The following is a 20,930-nucleotide window of genomic DNA, read 5'->3' as shown; positions in this document are numbered from 1 at the left end:
CGGCCCGGAACGCTTTCCGGGCCGTTTTCATTTAAAGTTCAACCTCTTGGCAACGTCAGGCAAAGGTAAACCTCTGGTAAAGGCGCTTTGCTAAAACGATGCCAGTGCTTATCGTTCATTCTCCCCAAGCCGTCATTCCGAACAAGGTTCGTTCAACCCATGCAAGTGTCCAATTCCCGCTCCCCTCGTCGCTGGCTCGTCGGCCTGCTGATCCTGCTGCTGGTGGCTGCACTGGCCTGGTGGCTGTGGCCCGCAGCGACGCCTGCGCATAAAGAAGCCGGTAGCGGGCGCGGTGGCAAGGGCATGGGCATGATGGGCGGTCGCCCGGGCTTCGGCGGCTCCAGCGACCCGGTGCCGGTGCGCGTCGAGCCGGTGCGGGTGGGCGACTTCCCGCTGTACTACAAGGCCCTGGGCACAGTCACCGCGACCAACACCGTCAACGTGCGCAGCCGCGTGGCCGGCGAGCTGGTCAAGATCCACTTCAAGGAAGGCCAGCAGGTCAAGGCCGGCGACCTGCTCGCCGAAATCGACCCGCGCCCGTACCGCATTGCCCTGCAGCAGGCCGAGGGCACCCTGGCGCAGAACCAGGCGCAACTGAAGAACGCCCAGGTCGACCTGGCCCGCTATAAAGGCCTGTACGCCGAAGACAGCATTGCCAAGCAAACTCTCGACACCGCCGAAGCGCAGGTGGCACAGTTCCAGGGGCTGGTGAAGACCAACCAGGCGCAGGTCAACGACGCCCGCCTGAATCTGGACTTCACCCAGATCCGCGCGCCGATCAACGGCCGCGTAGGCCTGCGCCAGCTCGACCTGGGCAACCTGGTGGCGGCCAACGACACCACCGCGCTGGTGGTGATCACCCAGACCGAGCCGATCAGCGTTGCCTTCACCCTGCCGGAAACCGAGTTGAGCACCGTGCTGGAACGTTACCGCAGCGGCGCCAGCCTGCCGGTCGAGGCCTGGGACCGCAGTGACAGCAAGCTGCAGTCCACCGGCGTGCTGGGCAGCATCGACAACCAGATCGACACCACCACCGGCACCCTCAAGTTCAAGGGCCGCTTCGAGAACAAGGACCTGGCCCTGTTCCCCAACCAGTTCGTCAACGTGCGCCTGCTGGCCGACACCCTCAAGCAGGTGACCATGGCCCCGGCGGCGGCCATCCAGTTCGGCAATGACGGCTCCTTCGCCTACGTGGTCAATGACCAGAACACGGTCAATATCCGCAAGCTCAAGGTTGGCGCCAGCGACGGCGAGAACAGCGTCATTCTCGAGGGCCTCAAGGCCGGCGAACGCCTGGTGCTGGAAGGCACCGACCGCCTGCGCGAAGGCACCAAGGTGGAAGTTGTCGAAGACAGCTCGCAAGTGCCGACCACCCCGGGCCAGCACCTGCAAGGCCAGGAAGCCAAGGGTTCGGCAAGCACTGGCGATGTGCAGCCCGGTGAAGCACAGCCTGGTAGCGCAGCAGGCAAGGCGGGCGCATGAACCTCTCGCGTCTGTTCATCCTGCGGCCGGTTGCCACCACGCTGAGCATGCTGGCCATCGTCCTGGCCGGCCTGATCGCCTACAAGCTGCTGCCGGTTTCCGCATTGCCGCAGGTGGATTACCCGACCATCCGGGTCATGACCCTGTACCCAGGCGCCAGCCCGCAGGTCATGACCAGCGCGGTTACCGCGCCGCTCGAACGTCAGTTCGGCCAGATGCCAGGCCTGGAGCAGATGGCCTCGACCAGCTCCGGCGGCGCCTCGGTGCTGACCTTGCGCTTCAACCTCGACATGAACATGGACGTTGCCGAGCAACAGGTGCAGGCCGCGATCAACGCCGCCAGCAACCTGCTGCCCAGCGACCTTCCGGCGCCGCCGGTGTACAACAAGGTCAACCCGGCCGACACCCCGGTGCTGACCCTGGCCATCTCCAGCAAGACCATGCCGCTGCCCAAGCTCAACGACCTGGTCGATACCCGTGTGGCACAGAAGCTCGCACAGATCAGCGGTGTGGGCATGGTCAGCATCGCTGGTGGCCAGCGCCAGGCGGTGCGGATCAAGGTCAACGTCGATGCCCTGGCCGCCAACGGCCTGAACCTGGAGGACGTACGCACCCTGATCGGCGCTTCCAACGTCAATCAGCCCAAGGGCAACTTCGACGGCCCGACCCGGGTGTCGATGCTCGACGCCAACGACCAGCTGCGTTCCCCTGAGGAATATGCCAACCTGATCCTGGCCTACAACAATGGCGCGCCTCTGCGTCTGAAGGATGTTGCAGAAATCGTCGACGGCGCCGAAAACGAGCGCCTGGCTGCCTGGGCCAACGAAAACCACGCCGTGCTGCTGAACATCCAGCGCCAGCCGGGCGCCAACGTCATCGAAGTGGTCGACCGCATCAAGGCCTTGCTGCCGTCGATCACCGACAACCTGCCGGCCGGCCTCGATGTGTCGGTGCTCACCGACCGCACCCAGACCATCCGCGCCGCGGTCAAGGACGTGCAGCACGAACTGCTGATCGCCATCGCCCTGGTGGTAATGGTCACGTTCGTCTTCCTGCGCCGTTTCAGCGCCACGCTCATCCCGTCGATCGCCGTGCCGTTGTCGCTGATCGGTACCTTCGGCGTGATGTACCTGGCCGGTTTCTCGGTCAACAACCTGACCCTGATGGCCCTGACCATCGCCACCGGTTTCGTGGTCGACGACGCCATCGTCATGCTGGAGAACATCTCCCGGCACATCGAGGAGGGCGAGACGCCCATGCAGGCGGCGCTCAAGGGCGCCCGGCAAATCGGCTTCACCCTGATCTCGCTGACCTTCTCGCTGATTGCGGTACTGATCCCGCTGCTGTTCATGGCCGATGTGGTCGGCCGCCTGTTCCGCGAGTTTGCCATCACCCTGGCGGTGGCCATCCTGATTTCCCTGGTGGTATCGCTGACCCTCACGCCGATGATGTGCGCGCGCCTGCTCAAGCGCGAGCCCAGGGAAGAGGAACAGGGCCGGTTCTACCGCGCCAGTGGCGCCTGGATCGACTGGCTGATCAGGCACTACGGTAGCGCCCTGCAGTGGGTCCTCAAGCGCCAGCCGCTGACGCTGCTGGTGGCCGTGGCCAGCCTGGCGCTCACCGTATTCCTGTACATGGTGGTGCCCAAGGGCTTCTTCCCGGTACAGGACACCGGGGTGATTCAGGGCATTTCCGAAGCGCCGCAGTCCACCTCGTTCGCCGCCATGAGCGAACGCCAGCAGGCGCTGAGCAAGGTGATCCTGCAGGACCCGGCGGTGCAGAGCCTGTCGTCCTACATTGGTGTCGATGGCGACAACGCCACGCTCAACAGCGGCCGCCTGCTGATCAACCTCAAACCCCATGGCGAGCGTGATGTCACTGCCAGCGAGGTGATCAACCGCCTGCAGCCACAAGTCGATCGGCTGGTGGGCATCCGCCTGTTCATGCAGCCGGTGCAGGACCTGAGCATCGAGGACCGGGTCAGCCGGACCCAGTACCAGTTCAGCCTCTCGTCGCCCGACGCCGACCTGCTGGCGCAGTGGAGCGGCAAGCTGGTGCAGGCGTTGCAGCAACGCCCGGAACTGGCCGACGTGGCCAGCGACCTGCAGGACAAGGGCCTGCAGGTTTACCTGGTGATCGACCGCGACATGGCCGGCCGCCTGGGCATCAGCGTGTCGCAAATCACCAACGCCCTGTATGACGCCTTCGGCCAGCGTCAGATCTCGACCATCTACACCCAGGCCAGCCAGTACCGCGTGGTGCTGCAGTCGCAGGATGCGGCGGTGATCGGCCCGCAGGCGCTGGAGTCGATCCACGTCAAGGCCACCGATGGCGGCCAGGTGCGCCTGTCGGCGCTGGCGCGCATCGAGCAGCGCCAGGCCCAGCTGGCCATTTCCCACATCGGTCAGTTCCCGGCGGTGACCTTGTCGTTCAACCTGGCCCACGGCGCTTCGCTGGGCAAGGCGGTGCAGGTGATCGAGCAGGTGCAGAAGGACATCGGCATGCCGCTGGGCGTGCAGACCCGCTTCCAGGGCGCGGCGGAGGCCTTCCAGGCATCGCTGTCGAGCACCTTGCTGTTGATCCTGGCGGCGGTGGTGACCATGTACATCGTGCTGGGCGTGCTGTACGAGAGCTACATCCACCCGGTGACCATTCTTTCGACCCTGCCGTCGGCAGCGGTCGGCGCCTTGCTGGCCTTGCTCATCAGCGGCAACGACCTGGGCATGATCGCCATCATCGGCATCATCCTGCTGATCGGCATCGTCAAGAAGAACGCGATCATGATGATCGACTTCGCCCTCGAGGCCGAGCGCCAGCAGGGCATGAGCCCGCGCGATGCCATCTACCAGGCGGCGCTGCTGCGCTTCCGGCCGATCCTGATGACTACCCTGGCCGCGCTGTTCGGCGCCGTGCCGCTGATGCTCGCCACCGGTTCCGGCGCCGAGCTGCGCCAGCCGCTGGGCCTGGTGATGGTCGGCGGGTTGCTGGTCAGCCAGGTGCTGACGCTGTTCACCACCCCGGTCATCTACCTGTACTTCGACCGCCTGGCCCGCCGCTGGCGCCCGGCCACTGACGTGAAGCAGGCCGAGGCATGAACCTGTCCGGTCCTTTCATCCGTCGCCCCGTTGCGACGATGCTGTTGAGCCTGGCGATCATGCTGCTGGGCGGGGTCAGCTTCGGCCTGTTGCCGGTGGCACCGCTGCCACAGATGGACTTCCCGGTAATCGTGGTGTCGGCCAACCTGTCAGGCGCCAGCCCGGAAGTGATGGCGTCCACCGTGGCCACGCCGCTGGAGCGCAAGCTGGGCAGCATTGCCGGCGTGACCACCCTGACCAGCAGCTCCAACCAAGGCTCCACACGGGTGATCATCGGCTTCGAGATGGGCCGCGACATCGACGGAGCGGCGCGCGAGGTGCAGGCGGCGATCAACGCCACCCGCAACCTGCTGCCCAGCGGTATGCGCAGCATGCCCACCTACAAGAAGATCAACCCGTCGCAGGCACCGATCATGGTGCTGTCGCTGACTTCGGACGTGCTGCAGAAGGGCCAGTTGTACGACCTGGCCGACACCATCCTGTCGCAGAGCCTGGCCCAGGTGCCCGGGGTAGGGGAGGTGCAGATCGGCGGCAGTTCGCTGCCGGCGGTGCGCATTGCCGTCGAGCCGCAATTGCTCAACCAGTACGGCGTGTCGCTGGATGAAGTGCGCACTGCGGTGTCCAACGCCAACCAGCGCCGGCCGATGGGCTTTGTCGAGGACGCCGAGCGCAACTGGCAGGTGCGTGCCAATGACCAGCTGGAAAGCGCCAAGGACTACGAGCCCGTGGTGATCCGCCAGCAGAACGGCACCATCCTGCGCCTTTCCGACGTGGCGACCATCACCGACGGCGTCGAGAACCGCTACAACAGCGGCTTCTTCAATGACCAGAGCGCGGTGCTGCTGGTGGTCAACCGCCAGACAGGCGCCAACATCATTGAAACGGTCGACCAGATCAAGGCGCAGTTGCCGGCCCTGCAGTCGCTGCTGCCGGCCAGCGTGCAACTGAACGTGGCCATGGACCGTTCGCCAGTGATCAAGGCAACCCTCAAGGAAGCCGAGCACACCCTGCTGATCGCCGTGGTGCTGGTGATCCTGGTGGTCTACCTGTTCCTCGGCAGCCTGCGTGCTTCGCTGATCCCCAGCCTGGCGGTGCCGGTGTCACTGGTGGGCACCTTCGCGGTCATGTACCTGTGCGGCTTCTCGCTCAACAACCTGTCGCTGATGGCGCTGATCCTCGCCACTGGCCTGGTGGTGGACGATGCCATCGTGGTGCTGGAGAACATATCCCGGCACATCGAGGACGGCCAACCGCCTATGAAAGCGGCCTTCCTGGGCGCCAAGGAAGTGGGTTTCACCTTGCTGTCGATGAACGTGTCGCTGGTGGCGGTATTCGTCTCCATCCTGTTCATGGGTGGCATCGTGCGCAACCTGTTCCAGGAGTTCTCCATCACCCTGGCGGCGGCGATCATTGTGTCGCTGGTGGTGTCGCTGACCCTCACGCCGATGCTGTGCGCCCGCTGGCTCAAACCGCACCAGGCCGAGCCGACACGTCTGCAGCGCTGGAGCGAACAGCTGCACCAGCGCATGGTCGATGCCTATGATCGCAGCCTGGGCTGGGCCTTGCGCCACAAACGCCTGACGCTGATCAGCCTGCTGGCCACCATCGGCATCAACATCGCCCTGTACGTGGTGGTGCCGAAAACGCTGATGCCGCAGCAGGATACCGGCCAGCTGATAGGCTTCATCCGTGGCGACGATGGCCTGTCGTTCAGCGTCATGCAGCCGAAAATGGAAATCTACCGCCGCGCCTTGCTGGCCGACCCGGCAGTGCAGAGCGTTGCCGGCTTCATCGGTGGCAACAGCGGGACCAACAATGCCTTTGTGCTGGTGCGCCTGAAGCCGATCAGCGAGCGCAAGCTCGACGCCCAGAAGGTGATCGAACGCCTGCGCAAGGAAATGCCCAAGGTACCCGGCGGGCGCCTGTTCCTGATGGCCGACCAGGACCTGCAACTGGGCGGCGGGGGCCGTGACCAGACCTCTTCGCAGTACCTGTACTCCCTGCAGAGCGGAGACCTGGCGGCCCTGCGCGAATGGTTCCCGAAAGTGGTGGCGGCGCTGCGTGCACTGCCGCAACTGACTGCCATCGACGCCCGCGACGGTGCCGGCACCCAGCAGGTGACCCTGGTGGTCGACCGTGACCAGGCCAAGCGCCTGGGCATCGACATGGACATGGTCACCTCGGTGCTGAACAACGCCTATAGCCAGCGGCAGATCTCCACCATCTACGACAGCCTCAACCAGTACCAGGTAGTGCTCGAGATCAACCCGAAGTACGCCTGGGACCCAAGCACCCTCGAGCAGGTGCAGGTGATTACCGCCGACGGTGCCCGCGTACCGCTGTCGACCATCGCCCACTACGAGAACAGCCTGGCCAACGACCGGGTCAGCCACGAAGGCCAGTTCGCCGCCGAAAGCATCGCCTTCGACGTCGCCGAAGGCTACAGCCCCGACCAGGCCATGGCGGCGCTGGAGCGTGCGGTGGCCAAGCTGGGCTTGCCCGAGGAGGTGATCGCCAAGCTCGGCGGTACCGCCGATGCCTTTGCCAAGACCCAGGAAGGCCAGCCGCTGATGATCCTTGGCGCGCTGGTGCTGGTCTACCTGGTGCTGGGCATTCTCTACGAAAGCTACATTCACCCGCTGACCATCCTCTCGACACTGCCCTCGGCCGGCGTCGGTGCCTTGCTGGCGCTGTACGTCACCGGCGGCGAGTTCAGCCTGATCTCGCTGCTGGGGCTGTTCCTGCTGATCGGCGTGGTGAAGAAGAACGCCATCCTGATGATCGACCTGGCCTTGCAGCTGGAGCGCCACCAGGGCCTGACACCGGAAGAGTCGATCCGCCGGGCTTGCCTGCTGCGCCTGCGGCCGATCCTGATGACTACCCTGGCGGCCATCCTCGGTGCCTTGCCGCTGCTGCTGAGCCGCGCCGAAGGCGCGGAAATGCGCCAGCCTCTGGGCCTGACCATCATTGGCGGCCTGGTGTTCAGCCAGGTCCTCACTCTTTACACGACACCGGTGGTCTACCTGTACCTGGACCGCCTGCGTCACCGTTTCAACCGTTGGCGTGGCGTGCGCACCGACGCCGCCCTGGAAACCCCGCTATGACTTTTGCCCAGACCCCACTTCACCGTGCCCTGCAGACGCTGACCCGTGGGCGTGGCTCGCGCCTGCTCGGCGCCGGGTTGTGCGTCGCCTTGCTCAGCGCCTGCACCCTGAGCCCGGACTACCACCGCCCGGAGCTGAGCAGCACGGCGCAGTTCAAGCACGCCGAAGGCTGGACCCAGGCCACGCCGTCCGATGCCATCGCCCGCGGCGCCTGGTGGGAAATCTACGGCGATGCCGGGCTCAATGCACTGGTCGAAGAGCTCAACCGCAGCAACCAGACCGTGGCCCAATCGGAGGCCCAGTATCGCCAGGCCCAGGCGCTGGTGCGCAGCAGCCGGGCGGCGCTGTTCCCCAGCCTGGACCTGAGCGTCGGCAAGAACCGCTCGGCCCAGGGCACCGGTAGCTCCAGCTCGAGCCTGTCCAACAACAGCAGCGGCATTCGCAACACCTACAACGCCCAGCTCGGCGTCAGCTGGGAAATCGACCTGTGGGGCAAGCTGCGCGAGACCCTGAACGCCAACGAAGCCAGTGCCGAAGCCAGCCTGGCCGACCTGGCCTCGATCCGCCTCAGCCAGCAGTCGGAACTGGTGCAGAACTACCTGCAGTTGCGGGTGATCGACGAGCAGAAACGCCTGTTGGAAGCCACCGTGGCAGCTTATGAACGTTCCCTGCGGATGAACGAAAACCAGTATCGCGCCGGCGTCGCCGGCCCGGATGCAGTGGCCCAGGCGCGTACCCAGCTCAAGAGCACCCAGGCCGACCTGATCGACCTGATCTGGCAGCGCGCGCAGTTCGAGAACGCCATTGCCGTGTTGCTGGGCAAGGCCCCGGCGGACTTCGCCCTGGCCGACAGCAAATCCATTCCAGCGCTGCCGCAAATTCCGGTGGCCTTGCCTTCGCAGTTGCTGGAGCGACGCCCGGACATCGCTGCGGCCGAGCGCAACGTGATGGCTGCCAACGCCAACATCGGCGTGTCGCGGGCGGCGTATTTCCCGGACCTGAGCCTGAGCATGAGTGGCGGTTACTCCAGCAGCAGCTTCAGCAACTGGATCGAACTGCCCAACCGCTACTGGTCGGTGGGCCCACAGCTGGCGCTGACCTTGTTCGACGCCGGCAAGCGCAGTGCCGAGGTGGACCGCACGGTGGCGGTGTATGACCAGACCGTGGCGCAGTACCGCCAGACCGTGCTCGACGGCTTCAAGGAAGTGGAAAACCTGCTGGTGCAGTTGAAGGTGTATGGCGATGAGGCGGTGGTGCGCCAGGAGGCACTGGATGCCGCTCGCGAGTCGCTGCGCCTGACCGAGAACCAGTACCGCGCCGGGCTGATCGGCTATCTGGATGTGGTCAACGTGCAGACCACGGCGCTGAGCAACGAGCGCAGTGTGTTGAACCTGCTGCAAGGGCGCCTGGTGGCCAGTGTGCAGCTGGTTGCCGCGCTGGGTGGTGGTTGGGATGCGGAACAGGCGTTTGCCGAGCAGGACTGAAATATTGGCAGTGCTTTGTGGGAGCGGCCTTGTGTCGCGAAAGGGCCGCAAAGCGGCCCCAGGTTCTCGGCACAATGGCTGATATTGCTGGGGCTGCTTCGCAGCCCTTTCGCGACACAAGGCCGCTCCCACAAAAGAGAGTGCATTTCTGCGAGGCCGTACAGCGTCTTCCCTTTGGATCCATTCCCATTCGCAAAAACCCCGTGCGTTTCGCCTGACCTTGAGTACAATCGTCAGCTTTTTCCGGGCCTCCCGCCCCGCTGGAACTCTCGATGCTGACCGGTAGCTACTCCTCTTCGCTGGTGTTGATTTCGCTGTGCGTGGCGATCCTGGCGTCCTATACCGCCCTTGACCTGACCGGCCGCATCGCCACGGCCAAAGGCCGGGCTGCCTGGCTGTGGATGGGGGGTGGCGCGCTGGCGATGGGCATCGGCGTATGGTCGATGCATTTCATCGGCATGCTCGCCTTCAGCCTGCCCATCGACCTGGGCTACGACCTTGCCCTGACCGCGTTCTCGCTGCTGATCGCCGTCTTGTCTTCAGGCTTTGCCTTGTGGCTGGTCAGCCAGCCGAGCCTGCCGTGGCAGCAATTGGCATTTGGCGCACTGATCATGGGCACCGGCATTGCCTGCATGCACTACACCGGTATGGCCGCGCTGCGCATGCTGCCGGGCATCGACTATGACCCGACGCTGTTCGGGGCCTCGCTGCTGATTGCCGTGGCCGCCTCGGCAGCGGCGTTGTGGATCGCCTTCCGTCTGCGCGCGCATACTCCATATGTGAGGCAGATTCGCGGCCTGGCGGCGGTGGTGATGGGCTTTGCCATCGTTGGCATGCACTACACCGGCATGGCCGCGGCGAATTTCCCCGAAGGCAGCTTCTGCGGTGCGCTGGCAGCGGGAGGCCTGCAAGGCGACGGCCTGGTCTACCTGGTGCTGATCACCACGCTGGCGGTACTGGCGGTGGCCTTGCTCACCTCGGTACTGGATGCCCGCCTGGAGGCACGCACCGCCGAGCTGGCCCGCTCGCTGACCCTGGCCAACCAGGAACTGACCCAGCTGGCCCTGCACGACACGCTCACCGACCTGCCCAACCGTACGTTGTTGGCCGACCGCATCGAGCAGGCCATTGCCAAGGTAGCGGAGCAGGGCGGCTGCTTTGCCCTGATGTTCATCGACCTGGACGGCTTCAAGCCAGTCAACGATGCCTTCGGCCACCACATCGGCGACTTGCTGCTCAAGGCCGTGGCGGCGCGCCTGCGCGGGCACCTGCACAGCCAGGACACGCTGGCGCGCATCGGCGGCGACGAATTCGTGCTGCTGGTGGAGCTGCGCGAGCCGAACGATGCCATGGATGTGGCGGTCAAGCAGGTCAACCTGGTGTCACGGCCATTCCGCGTGGCCGAGCATGACCTGCAGCTGACAGCGAGCCTGGGCATCGTCCTGTACCCGGGCAATGGCCTGGACCAGCATGAGCTGCTGCGCAATGCCGACGCTGCCATGTATCACGCCAAGAGCGCCGGCAAGAATGGCTACAGCTTCTTCGACGCGTCGATGAACAGCAACGCCCGCCAGCAATTGCAGCTACTGCAGGACCTGCGCCAGGCCCTGGAGCAGCGCCAGTTCCGCCTGCACTACCAGCCCAAGTTCGACGCCCAGAATTGCCAGCCGATCGGTGCCGAGGCCTTGCTGCGCTGGGAGCACCCGCAGCAGGGCCTGTTGCTGCCCGACCGTTTCATCGGCCTGGCAGAAAAGACCGGCCTGATCATTCCCATTGGCGAATGGGTGCTCATCGAGGCTTGCCGGCAGATGCGTCAGTGGCTGGACCAGGGGCACCACGGCTGGCGCATGGCGGTGAACCTGTCGGCCATCCAGTTCTGCCATGCCGGGCTGGTCGACAGCGTGGCCCGAGCCCTGCAACAGAACAGCCTGCCGGCCAACTGCCTGACCCTGGAAATTACCGAAACAACCGCCATGCACGACGCCGATGCCAGCCTTACGGTGCTGCAGCGGCTGTCCGACATGGGCGTGGACCTGTCTATCGATGACTTCGGCACCGGCTATTCCAGCCTGATGTACCTCAAGCGCCTGCCGGCCAACGAGCTGAAGATCGACCGCGGTTTTGTGCGCGACCTGGAGCAGGACAGCGACGATGCGGCGATCGTTTCGGCAATCGTGGCGCTGGGCCAGGCGCTGGGGCTGCGCATCGTTGCCGAAGGGGTGGAGACTGACAGGCAGCAGGACTTCCTGACCCGCCTGGGCTGCGATTCGCTGCAAGGCTACCTACTGGGCCAGCCGGTGCCGGCCGAGCAGTTCATGGGCAAGTTGCAGGCCATGCGCCAGGAAAGCACGGCAGTGGGCTAGACTGCGTCGCGCAGGGTGAAGGCGGGCATGAAAGTATCCATCTCCGCCTCGACGGCCTCGATGATGCGCTCTACGTCGGTGGCGGCCATGATTGCCGAGCAGGGGATGCCGGCAATCGCCAGCAGGGTTTCGCCGGTGGCGCGGTCGAACAGCCGCGCGACCATGCTGCGTGGCGCATCCATGCTGGCTTCGAAGCCCAGCGGGTGGAAATGCCAGCGCATCACCTGGCAGGCGTTGGGGAACGTCATCTTGTTCATGCCAGCCTCCTTGTTCGTACCTGGACGTGGTGAGCGGGTGGCCACATCGATGCGGCCGCCGGGAAAGTAACCATAGCACCTGTCACGGAGTATTCTCGGCTGCAAATACGACAAATGTGCTAATGCATGACAGCGGTCACATCCTTGTGAGGGACGGCAACTTGGAGACCGGCGCTCTGGCAAACGTTTTCCGCGTGCGATGGCGGCAGATATTCCGATGAACTCTGCAGGGGCAATTGATACTGTGACATGGTACTTTCGGACGAGCGGCATTGCTCCTCAGCCCACGGGAGGACGTTGAAGTGAATAACCGGGCGAGTAGTTTGCCATCGCAGAGGTAGTACCCATGGGATTCCTGATGGTTCCCGTCGTCATCCATGTAACGACCGTCTCCAGGATTGAAGCTCCTGACATGGCGAGCGCCATGCCCCCGAGAGTTAGCTCAGCAGGGTGGATTTGTTGGGCCTGATCCATCATTTGCATCAGTTGTGCAAGGTTCATTTCCGGAGCTTGGTGCGGCTGCGGGGCCTGGTGATTATCTTGTGGCTCTCTTTGCGGCCGGTCCTGCGGGCGTTGTGCTCGTTGCTGCTGTCGTTGCTCGGCCCTTTGTTGAACTCTGCGAGGGCGTTGGGTAGTAAAACGTTGGGATGCGCGGAAGCTATTTTTCGGGACGCCATTTGTTCTGGCCTGTGCCATTGGTCGACGCGGCATTTTGAAACGGCCCGTTGGATCGGTGAAATTTATAGGGTCATCTTGGCAGTAGACATAACAGTTCAGACCGCCGTAATGGAAAGGCGAAAAGCTGTCTGGTTGGTAAAAGCGCATTAGTAAAGGGCTATAGACTCTATGGCCATTTCCAAGCGAATAGGTTCTGAAAGCAGCGTCATAGAGAGCTCCAGTAAAACCTAACAAGCTTTCAACGGAATTCGGCTTACTAACCCCATAAGGTGAATACACCTGTTGCGATGGCGTTGCAGCCGTGCCCATGATCGTACTTGCGGTGTCGGCTTGAATCAGCAAACTTTTCGAACCAGCCGTTTTCATGGCTTAACCCTTTTACACTTCGGCCATCAAGAGTCTCTTGGTGGGCCGAACGGTTGCAACTAGCAGAATTGATGGGAAGCTCAGCCCAGCAGGCCAGCAGCGATGTTGATGGTGAATCCCAAAATCGCCGTATTGAACACGAACCCCACCAGCGAATGCGCCAGCACCACCCGCCGTAGGCCCCGCCCAGCGACGCCCACGTCTGAGGTTTGTACCGCCACGCTGATGGTGAACGAGAAGTAGTGGAAGTCCCAGTAATCGGGGTTGCGTTCGCCATCGGCGAAGCGCAGCGGCGGTTCGTGGTTTTGTCCGGTATAGAACAGCCGCGCGTAGTGCAGGCTGAAAATGCAGCCGATCAACAGCCAGGAGCCGGCCACGGTCAGGCCGGTGTAGAGGTAGTGCACGACCAGCGCCGTGCCTTGCAGGCCACGGCTGGACACCAGTTGCAGGGTGACGGCGGCGAGGCTGGCGATGGCGGCGATGCACACGGTGAGCAGGACCAGGCCGGCGTTTTCGTCTTCGACGCGGGCGACCTTGCGTACCTTTTCCGCATTGGCGCTCAAGGTCAGGTAGAGCACCAGCAGCAGGTACAGCCATACGCCAAGGTTCCAGCCGGCGAGGATGTGCTGCACGCTGTCGCTGGCGGGGATCAGCCAGGCGCCGAGCAGGCCGACCACAGTGGCGATGCTCAGGCGCGGGTGGGTGTGGGTCAGGCGGTGGAAAGCCATGGGGCCTCGTTTTCGGGGGTATGGCTACCACTCTAGCCGGTCATTACAGAGATGAGGGACATGCTCGGGTCCATTGTGGGAGCGGGCGAGCCCGCGAAGCAGCCACCGCGGTGGCTGGCAAGTACCCTGTGGGAGCAACTGTCTTTAGAAATTTATTTTCAAGCGTGCCATTCGGGCAGGGCTTCGCTCGATACCGCGTAGCGGTGTCGCTGGCGAAGCCCGCATTTGTAGAAAATCGATCCTCGTTCGTGATCAGGGTGCGGGTACCTGAGGCTTGAGCTCTTTCCACTCCGTTCCGTCACGCAGCATTGCGTTCAGGCGCACCAGCAACACGCGCATGCACGCCACTGCGGCAACTTTTGCGCGCTTGCCTCGGGCTATCAGGGCTTCATAGCGGGTTCTAACTTCTGGGACATGCTGGATCATTGACCAGATCGACATGTAGGCCGCCTTGCGGACTCTGTAACGCCCGCCTTCGATCTTCCTCGGGCCACTCTTCTTGCCGCTGTCTTTGTTGTACGGCGCTAACCCAGCCAAGGCTGCAATTTCGCGCCCCGTCACGCTTCCCAGCTCAGGTAGGTAGGCCATGAAGGTGCCACAACTGATGACGCCAATCCCTTTCACAGACCTTAGCCGCATGGCTGTCGTGCGATCCAGCACGTTCGAGGCACGCTCAATCGCCTTGTCCAAGGCCTTAATCTGATCATTCAGGTAAGCGACATGCTCGGTATAAACGGTAATGGCCGTAGCTGAAGTGGTTTGTTTCATCCGACGCTTGTCATCATCCCGATGCTGGACAAGATTGCCACGGAGTTTGATGAGCTCTCCCAGTTCATCCCGATCTTGATTAGGCTCTATCTGCGGCAAGTCCTCGAAGTCCCTGGCAAACCGCGCCAGCATCTGGGCGTCGATCTTGTCAGTCTTGGCAATTTTGCCCATGGCACTCGCATAGTCCCGACAGCGCCTGGGGTTGACCCTGACGACGTTCAAACCCTCCAGTCGCAAGGCTTTGAATACGGCCCGTTCATAGCCACCGGTGGCTTCCAGCAAGACCCGTTCGACCTCAAGCTCGTTCAGGCATGCGATCAGTTGCGCAAAGCCCTCAGAGTCATTCCTGACCTGGAACTGGGGAATACTTTCAGGAAGAAAGCCCACATCCAGAGTCGCTTTCGAAACGTCGAGACCAACGAAGTAGGAAATCATCGCCAAGCCCTCTTACACTCAAGAAGTGAGAGCACTCTGACTTAGCCCTAGCTTGTGACTGCGAGTTCGCCACTCATTCAACTGTTCGGGCTTAGGTCAGAGTGGGAGGTGGATGGCGACTAGGCTCCCACTCGTGCTTTAGAGCACACCTGGCTTTCAGTCTGCCATCCACTGCTCTCACCCTTTCGAGTTTAAGAGACCTTGAAGACACAAGCGGCTTTAGCCGCGAACACCGGCGCAGCCGGTGCCATGCACCGCGTTGGATTCTTCGCGGCTAAAGCCGCTCCCACAGGGTATGCGGTGTGCTCACTGATTCTTTGCTGCCGCCCATCGCGCGGCATTGCAACTCTCAGTACACTGCACGCTCCAACACCAACATCCGTTGAACTCGAGGTTACTGCATGACGCTCAGTCCTTTGGCAGGCAAGCCGGCTCCGGCCAGCGTGCTGGTCGATATTCCCCGACTGCTCACCGCCTACTACACCGGCCGCCCCGACGCTGCCGTGGCGGCCCAGCGGGTGGCCTTCGGCACCTCGGGGCACCGTGGCACTTCGCTTGAATTGAGCTTCAACGAGTACCACGTCCTGGCCATTACCCAGGCCATCTGCCTGTATCGCCAGGAGAAGGGCATCGATGGCCCGCTGTTCATCGGCGCCGACACCCACGCACTGTCGGCACCGGCTACCGCCAGCGCCCTGGAAGTGCTGGCTGCCAATGGCGTGCAGGTAATGCTGTCCAAGGACGACGAATACACGCCAACACCAGCGGTTTCCCATGCCATCCTCTGCCATAACCGTGGCCGCGAGCAGGGCCTGGCCGACGGCATCGTCATCACCCCGTCGCACAACCCGCCGCAGAGTGGTGGCTTCAAGTACAACCCGCCCAATGGCGGCCCGGCCGACAGCGATGTGACCAAGTGGATCGAGGCCAAGGCCAACGAACTGCTGGCTGCTGACCTGGCGGGCGTCAAGCGCATGGACCATGCCCAGGCGCTGCAGGCATCCACCACCCAGCGTCACGACTACGTGAGCAACTACGTGGCCGACCTGGAAAACGTCATCGACTTCGACGTCATCCGCGCTGCCAAGCTGCGCCTGGGCGTCGATCCGCTGGGCGGGGCAGGGGTGCGCTACTGGTCGGCGATTGCCGAGCATTACCAGCTGGACCTGGAAGTGGTGAACACCGAGGTCGACCCGACCTTCCGCTTCATGACCGTCGACTGGGACGGCCAGATCCGCATGGACCCTTCCTCGCCCTATGCCATGCAGGGCCTGATCGGCCTGCGCGAACGCTTCGACGTGGCCTTCGCCTGCGACCCGGACCACGATCGCCATGGCATCGTCACCCCCGATGGCCTGCTGCAGCCGAACAACTACCTGGCCGTGGCCATCGACTACCTGTACCGCCACCGCCCGCAATGGCGCAGCGATGCCGCCGTCGGCAAGACCGTGGTGTCCAGTGGCCTGATCGATCGCGTCACCCAGCGCCTGGGCCGTGAACTGTACGAAGTACCGGTGGGCTTCAAGTTCTTCGCCCAGGGCCTGTTCGACGGCACGCTGGGCTTTGGTGGCGAGGAAAGTGCGGGGGCTTCGTTCCTGCGCCGCGATGGCTCGGTCTGGGCCACCGACAAGGACGGGCTGATCCCGGCCTTGCTGGCTGCCGAGATGACCGCCCGCACCGGGCGCAACCCGAGCCAGGCCTACGCCGACCTGACCGAGGCGCTGGGCAAGCCGTTCGCCACCCGTGTCGAAGCCAAGGCCGATGCCCGGCAGAAGGCTTTGCTGAGCAAGCTGGCGCCGGAGCAGGTGAAGTCGACCGAGCTGGCGGGTGAGCCGATCGTGCAGATCCTCAGCCATGCACCGGGCAACGGCCAGGCGATCGGTGGGCTGAAGGTGATGACCGCCAATGGCTGGTTCGCCGCGCGCCCTTCGGGCACCGAGGATATCTACAAGATCTACGCCGAAAGCTTCATCGACGAGGCGCACCTGCAGCGCCTGGTGCAGGAAGCGCAAGTGCTGGTGGATGCGGCGATTGCCTGACTGGTAACAAACCGCTTGGTTCTGTGGTGCGCTGTAAATTAGAATTAATCTTATTTACGCCACCGCAGGGCCTTCCCCATGATCGACGCCGCGCCGCCACCGGAGCATAGCCTGCCTGCCCTGTACCGGGAACACCGCGGCTGGCTGGAAACCTGGCTGCGGCGGCGCATGGGCAATGCCTGGGATGCCGCCGACCTCAGCCAGGATACCTTCCTGCGTATCCTGGCCAGCGCCCAGCCGCTGGCAGACATTCGCGAACCGCGTGCCTACCTGCTGACCGTGGGCAAGCGCCTGCTGAGCAACTTCCACCAGCGGCGCAGCCTGGAACAAGCCTACCTCGATGCACTGGCGCAGTTGCCCGAGCAGCATGTGCCCTCGCCAGAGCAGCGTTGGGTACTGCTGGAAACCCTGCAAGCCCTCGACGAGTTGCTCGACGGCCTCAAGGCGCCGGTACGCAAGGCCTTTCTCTGGAGCCAGCTGGAGGGCCTGGGCTATGCCGAGATCGGCAAGCGCCTGGGCGTTTGCGAGCGCTCGGTCAAACGCTACATGGCGCAGGCCTACGAGCATTGCCTGCTGGCCGAACTGTAATGACCAGCCATTCCCCCGAAACCCGCGAGGCACTGCAGGCCGCCGCGCGCTGGCTGGCACTGGTGGACTCTGGCGCTGCCAGCGAGGGTGACCTGCAGCGCCTGGAACAATGGCGCACCAGCAACACCTTGCACGAACACGCCTGGCAAAAGGCACTGCTGTTGCGCCAGCGCTTTTCCGCGCTACCCGGCGCATTGGCCATGGCCACCCTGGACCGCCCGGATAGCGGCCGCCGGGCGCTGCTCAAGCAGGCCCTGGGCGTGGCTGCATTGTTGCCGGCGGCCTGGCTGGCAAGCCGCGAACTGCCGCTGGAGGCCTGGGCCGCCGACATGCGCACCGCGGTCGGGGAGCGCCGGCAGGTGCTGCTGAGCGATGGCACATTCGTGCAGTTGAACACCGACAGTGCGGTGGATATCGACCTGGGCGCGCGTCGCCTGACATTGCTGCGTGGCGAAGTGGCAGTCAGGTTGCCCGGCAACCTGAGCCTGACGTTGCAGGTGCCCTATGGCCAGGTCGCGCTGGATGCTGGCGAGGTGTGCTTGCGCCTGGTCGATCAGGCTTGCCGGGTATCGGTGCTCAAGGGCACGGCCAACCTGCAGCCGCGGCAAGGCCCGGCGCTGCTGCTGCAGGCCGGGCAGCAGGCCAGCCTGCAAGTGGCCGGGGTTGGCCCTGTCACCGGCCTGGACGCATGGCTGCTGGGCTGGCGCGAAGGGGTACTGCGGCTGGAGGATCGCCCCTTGGGCGAGCTGCTGCACGAGCTGCGCAGGTACCGCCCCGGCGTGCTGCGCTGGGCGCCCGAACTGGAGGCCCTGCGCGTGACCGGTACGTTCCGCCTCGACGACACCGACCGGGTGCTGGCCTTGCTCGCCGCCAGTCTGCCGTTGCAGGTGCACACGCGCACGCGTTACTGGGTGAGCCTGGCCGCGCGGGAAAATCGCGCATGAGGCTGTCCCCTTTTTTTCGCTCACCGGTCATTACCGGTAGGAGCAAATAAAGGGGAGCCTTGTTCAATGCCTGTTGTCATGTCCAGCCGCCTGCGCCCACTGGCGCGTGCGGCACATCCGTTGTTCGCCATGAGCCTGTTGTTGTGTGCACCGGCCTGGGCCGAAGAACCCGCCCGGCGCAGCTATCAGGTGCCGCCTGCAAACCTTGGTGCGGCACTTACCCAGTTTGCCGATCAGGCCGGGGTCAGCCTGTCGCTGGACCCGGCGCTGGTCAACGGCCGGCAGAGCAATGGCCTGTCCGGCAGCTACAGCGTCGACGAAGGCTTCACCCAGCTGTTGCGCGGCAGCGGCCTGCAGCTGCTGCCGGTGGGCGAGGGCGCTTTCACATTGATGCCGGCACCCCAGGCGGGTGGTGCGCTTGAAATCGCCCCGACCAGCATCGTCGGTGGCCTGGCCGCAGGCAACGAAACGCAACCTTATGCCGGTGGCCAGGTGGCCCGTCAGGGTTCACAGGGCCTGCTCGGCACGCGCGACTTCATGGAAACCCCGTTCAGCATCACCAGCTACACCAGCGAACTGGTGAAGAACCAGCAGGCGCGAACCTTGGGCGAGCTGATCGCCAGCGACCCATCGGTACGCGCCACCAACCCGGCGGGTGGGCGCTTCGAGCAGTTCACCATTCGCGGCTTCAGCCTGTTCAACAGTGATGTGGCCTACAACGGCCTGTACGGCATCCTGCCGACCTACTCGATCGACATGGAAATGGCCGACCGGGTCGACATCATCAAAGGCCCCAGCCAACTGATCAACGGCATTTCGCCGCGAGGCAGTGTCGGCGGCGGCATCAATGTGCAGCCCAAGCGAGCCGGCGACCAGCCGCTCACCGAGTTTACCGGCAGCTATGCCTCGGCCGGCCAGGCAGGCGGTGCGGTGGACGTTGGCCGGCGCTTTGGCGAAGGCCAGCAGTTCGGCGTGCGCTTCAATGGCGTGAAACAGGCGGGCGATACCGAATGGGACCACCAGCGAGTCGAACGTGAAATGGCGGTGTTGGGCCTGGACTTTCGTGGCGAGCGCCTGCGGCTTTCGGCGGACCTTGGCCATACCGAGCGCGATACCGATGCACCGCAGGAGCGGGTGCTGGTCGGTGCCAATGCCAAGGTGCCGGATGCCAACGACGTACGCCACAACTACGCCCAGGCCTGGAGCAAGGCGCGCACCAACGACACCTTCGGTGCGCTGCATGCCGAGTACGATATCAGCGAGTCGCTGCTGGCCTATGGCGCGGTCGGCGCGCGCAAGAGCAACCATGACTTCCTGCGCCACAACGTGTCCATCAGCAACGATGCCGGCGACTTCACCGTGCAGCCGCGCGACTTCACCCGGGATGAAAGCGTGCGTACCGCCATGGCCGGCGTGCGCAACTGGTTCCATACCGGGCCGGTCAGCCACGAGCTGAACCTGGCCGCCACCTACTTCTACATGGACTTCACCAACGGCGGCGCCCGCTATGCCTCGGCGCCCAGCAACCTCTACCACCCGGTGGCCACGCCGACACCGGGCACGCCAACCCGCATCGACCCCGAGGTGTACACGGAAAACCGCTTTTCCGGCGTGGCCCTGGCCGACACCCTGGGCTTCTTCGACGACCGCCTGCTGCTGACCCTGGGCGCGCGTTGGCAGCGGGTGCAGGTGGATGACTGGAGCGACGGCATCAAGGGGGATACCGCCTACGATGAAGAGAAGATGTCGCCCTCGGGCGGCGTGCTGCTCAAGGTTACCGACCAGCTGTCGTTGTATGCCAACTACATGGAGGGCCTGAGCCAGGGCAAGATTGCGCCGTCGACATCGGTCAACGAAGACCAGATCTTCCCGCCGTTCACCAGCCGCCAGGTCGAGGTGGGGGCCAAGTACGACCTGGGCCAGGTCGCCTTTACCGCCAGTGCCTTCCGCATCCGCCAGCCCGCCTATGAAACCAACCCCACATCGCGGGTGTTCGGCCCCAATGGCAAGCGCGACAACCGCGGTATCGAACTGAGCGTGTTTGGCGAGCCCGTGCAAGGCGTGCGTGTGCTGGGCGGGGTGATGTATATCGACAGCGAACTGACCGACACCATCGGTGGCGCCTACGATGGCAACCGCGCGCCGGCCACGCCCGAGTACAACGTCAACCTGGGCGCAGAATGGGATGTGCCTGGGGTGAACGGCCTGACCCTGACGGCGCGGGGCATCCACTCGAGCTCGCAGTACCTGGACCAGAACAACAGCAAGCAGATCGACGGTTGGGAGCGTTACGACGTGGGTGCGCGTTATGCGTTCAAGGTGGATGCCACTCAGGTGACCTTGCGTGCCAGTGTCGAGAATGTGCTGGACGACCGCTACTGGAGCTCGGCCGGAGCTTCGGATGACAGCGAGCCGGGGCTGACGCTGTCTACGCCGCGTACCTACCTGCTGTCGGCGACAGTGGGTTTCTAGCCCATTTCAAAAGTGGGCGCGTTCCCTGTAGGAGCGGCCTTGTGTCGCGAAAGGGCTGCAAAGCAGCCCCAGCAATTTCAAGTGTTGCGCATCAATCCTGGGGCCGCGTTGCGGCCCTTTCGCGACA

The 20,930-nt window shown here is 64.0% G+C and carries 13 protein-coding genes; 9 read left to right on the top strand and 4 right to left on the bottom strand.

Annotated features, from left to right (window positions below; translation table 11 throughout):
- The first annotated feature begins 159 nt into the window (after positions 1 to 159).
- The 5 genes from QN085_RS14940 to QN085_RS14920 all read left to right on the top strand — a co-directional run bounded on the left by QN085_RS14940 (position 160) and on the right by QN085_RS14920 (position 11,528).
- Positions 160 to 1,482: an MdtA/MuxA family multidrug efflux RND transporter periplasmic adaptor subunit gene (locus tag QN085_RS14940; protein ID WP_013972979.1), complete on the top strand. Its 1,323-nt coding sequence runs from the start codon at positions 160 to 162 to the stop codon at positions 1,480 to 1,482.
- Positions 1,479 to 4,577, top strand: coding sequence for an MdtB/MuxB family multidrug efflux RND transporter permease subunit (locus QN085_RS14935; protein ID WP_013972978.1), 3,099 nt, complete (start codon positions 1,479 to 1,481; stop codon positions 4,575 to 4,577). The genes QN085_RS14940 and QN085_RS14935 overlap by 4 nt, the downstream gene beginning before the upstream one ends.
- Complete coding sequence (locus tag QN085_RS14930; protein ID WP_023662133.1) at positions 4,574 to 7,681, top strand: efflux RND transporter permease subunit; 3,108 nt, start codon at positions 4,574 to 4,576, stop codon at positions 7,679 to 7,681. Before QN085_RS14935 ends, QN085_RS14930 begins: the two co-directional genes overlap by 4 nt.
- On the top strand, positions 7,678 to 9,165 hold the full coding sequence (locus tag QN085_RS14925; protein WP_013972976.1) for an efflux transporter outer membrane subunit: 1,488 nt from the start codon (positions 7,678 to 7,680) through the stop codon (positions 9,163 to 9,165). Before QN085_RS14930 ends, QN085_RS14925 begins: the two co-directional genes overlap by 4 nt.
- Before the next feature lie 272 nt (positions 9,166 to 9,437).
- Positions 9,438 to 11,528: a putative bifunctional diguanylate cyclase/phosphodiesterase gene (locus QN085_RS14920; RefSeq protein WP_041505886.1), complete on the top strand. Its 2,091-nt coding sequence runs from the start codon at positions 9,438 to 9,440 to the stop codon at positions 11,526 to 11,528.
- Here QN085_RS14920 and QN085_RS14915 read toward each other — a convergent pair.
- The 4 genes from QN085_RS14915 to QN085_RS14900 all read right to left on the bottom strand — a co-directional run bounded on the left by QN085_RS14915 (position 11,525) and on the right by QN085_RS14900 (position 14,760).
- Positions 11,525 to 11,785, bottom strand: coding sequence for a DUF1652 domain-containing protein (locus tag QN085_RS14915; RefSeq protein WP_031324937.1), 261 nt, complete (start codon positions 11,783 to 11,785; stop codon positions 11,525 to 11,527). The two genes, QN085_RS14920 and QN085_RS14915, sit on opposite strands and share 4 nt — an antisense overlap.
- 279 nt (positions 11,786 to 12,064) lie before the next feature.
- On the bottom strand, positions 12,065 to 12,829 hold the full coding sequence (locus QN085_RS14910) for an RHS repeat-associated core domain-containing protein (protein WP_082041828.1): 765 nt from the start codon (positions 12,827 to 12,829) through the stop codon (positions 12,065 to 12,067).
- Between the two features lie 80 nt (positions 12,830 to 12,909).
- Positions 12,910 to 13,557 (bottom strand): DUF1345 domain-containing protein, encoded by a 648-nt coding sequence (locus tag QN085_RS14905; RefSeq protein WP_013972973.1) that lies wholly within the window; start codon positions 13,555 to 13,557, stop codon positions 12,910 to 12,912.
- A gap of 252 nt (positions 13,558 to 13,809) precedes the next feature.
- Positions 13,810 to 14,760: an IS110 family transposase gene (locus QN085_RS14900; protein ID WP_013970357.1), complete on the bottom strand. Its 951-nt coding sequence runs from the start codon at positions 14,758 to 14,760 to the stop codon at positions 13,810 to 13,812.
- A 401-nt stretch (positions 14,761 to 15,161) separates the two neighbouring features.
- Between QN085_RS14900 and pgm the strand changes: the two genes are divergently transcribed.
- From pgm to QN085_RS14880, 4 genes are all read left to right on the top strand, one after another.
- Positions 15,162 to 16,799, top strand: a complete 1,638-nt coding sequence (gene pgm, locus QN085_RS14895; protein WP_013972972.1) for a phosphoglucomutase (alpha-D-glucose-1,6-bisphosphate-dependent) — start codon at positions 15,162 to 15,164, stop codon at positions 16,797 to 16,799.
- Positions 16,800 to 16,877: 78 nt separating this feature from the next.
- Positions 16,878 to 17,387: a sigma-70 family RNA polymerase sigma factor gene (locus QN085_RS14890; RefSeq protein WP_013972971.1), complete on the top strand. Its 510-nt coding sequence runs from the start codon at positions 16,878 to 16,880 to the stop codon at positions 17,385 to 17,387.
- Entirely contained in the window at positions 17,387 to 18,331 is a 945-nt protein-coding gene (locus QN085_RS14885; protein WP_041505887.1) for a FecR domain-containing protein, read from the top strand. The genes QN085_RS14890 and QN085_RS14885 overlap by 1 nt, the downstream gene beginning before the upstream one ends.
- A 66-nt stretch (positions 18,332 to 18,397) precedes the next feature.
- Positions 18,398 to 20,803, top strand: coding sequence for a TonB-dependent receptor (locus tag QN085_RS14880; RefSeq protein WP_023662601.1), 2,406 nt, complete (start codon positions 18,398 to 18,400; stop codon positions 20,801 to 20,803).
- Positions 20,804 to 20,930: the final 127 nt, after the last annotated feature.

The sequence above is a fragment of the Pseudomonas sp. M2(2023) genome (assembly GCF_030263955.1).
GTDB classification, from domain to species: domain Bacteria; phylum Pseudomonadota; class Gammaproteobacteria; order Pseudomonadales; family Pseudomonadaceae; genus Aquipseudomonas; species Aquipseudomonas asiatica.
Note: the sequence above shows the minus strand (reverse complement) of the source record. Positions and strands in the feature narration are given on the sequence as shown.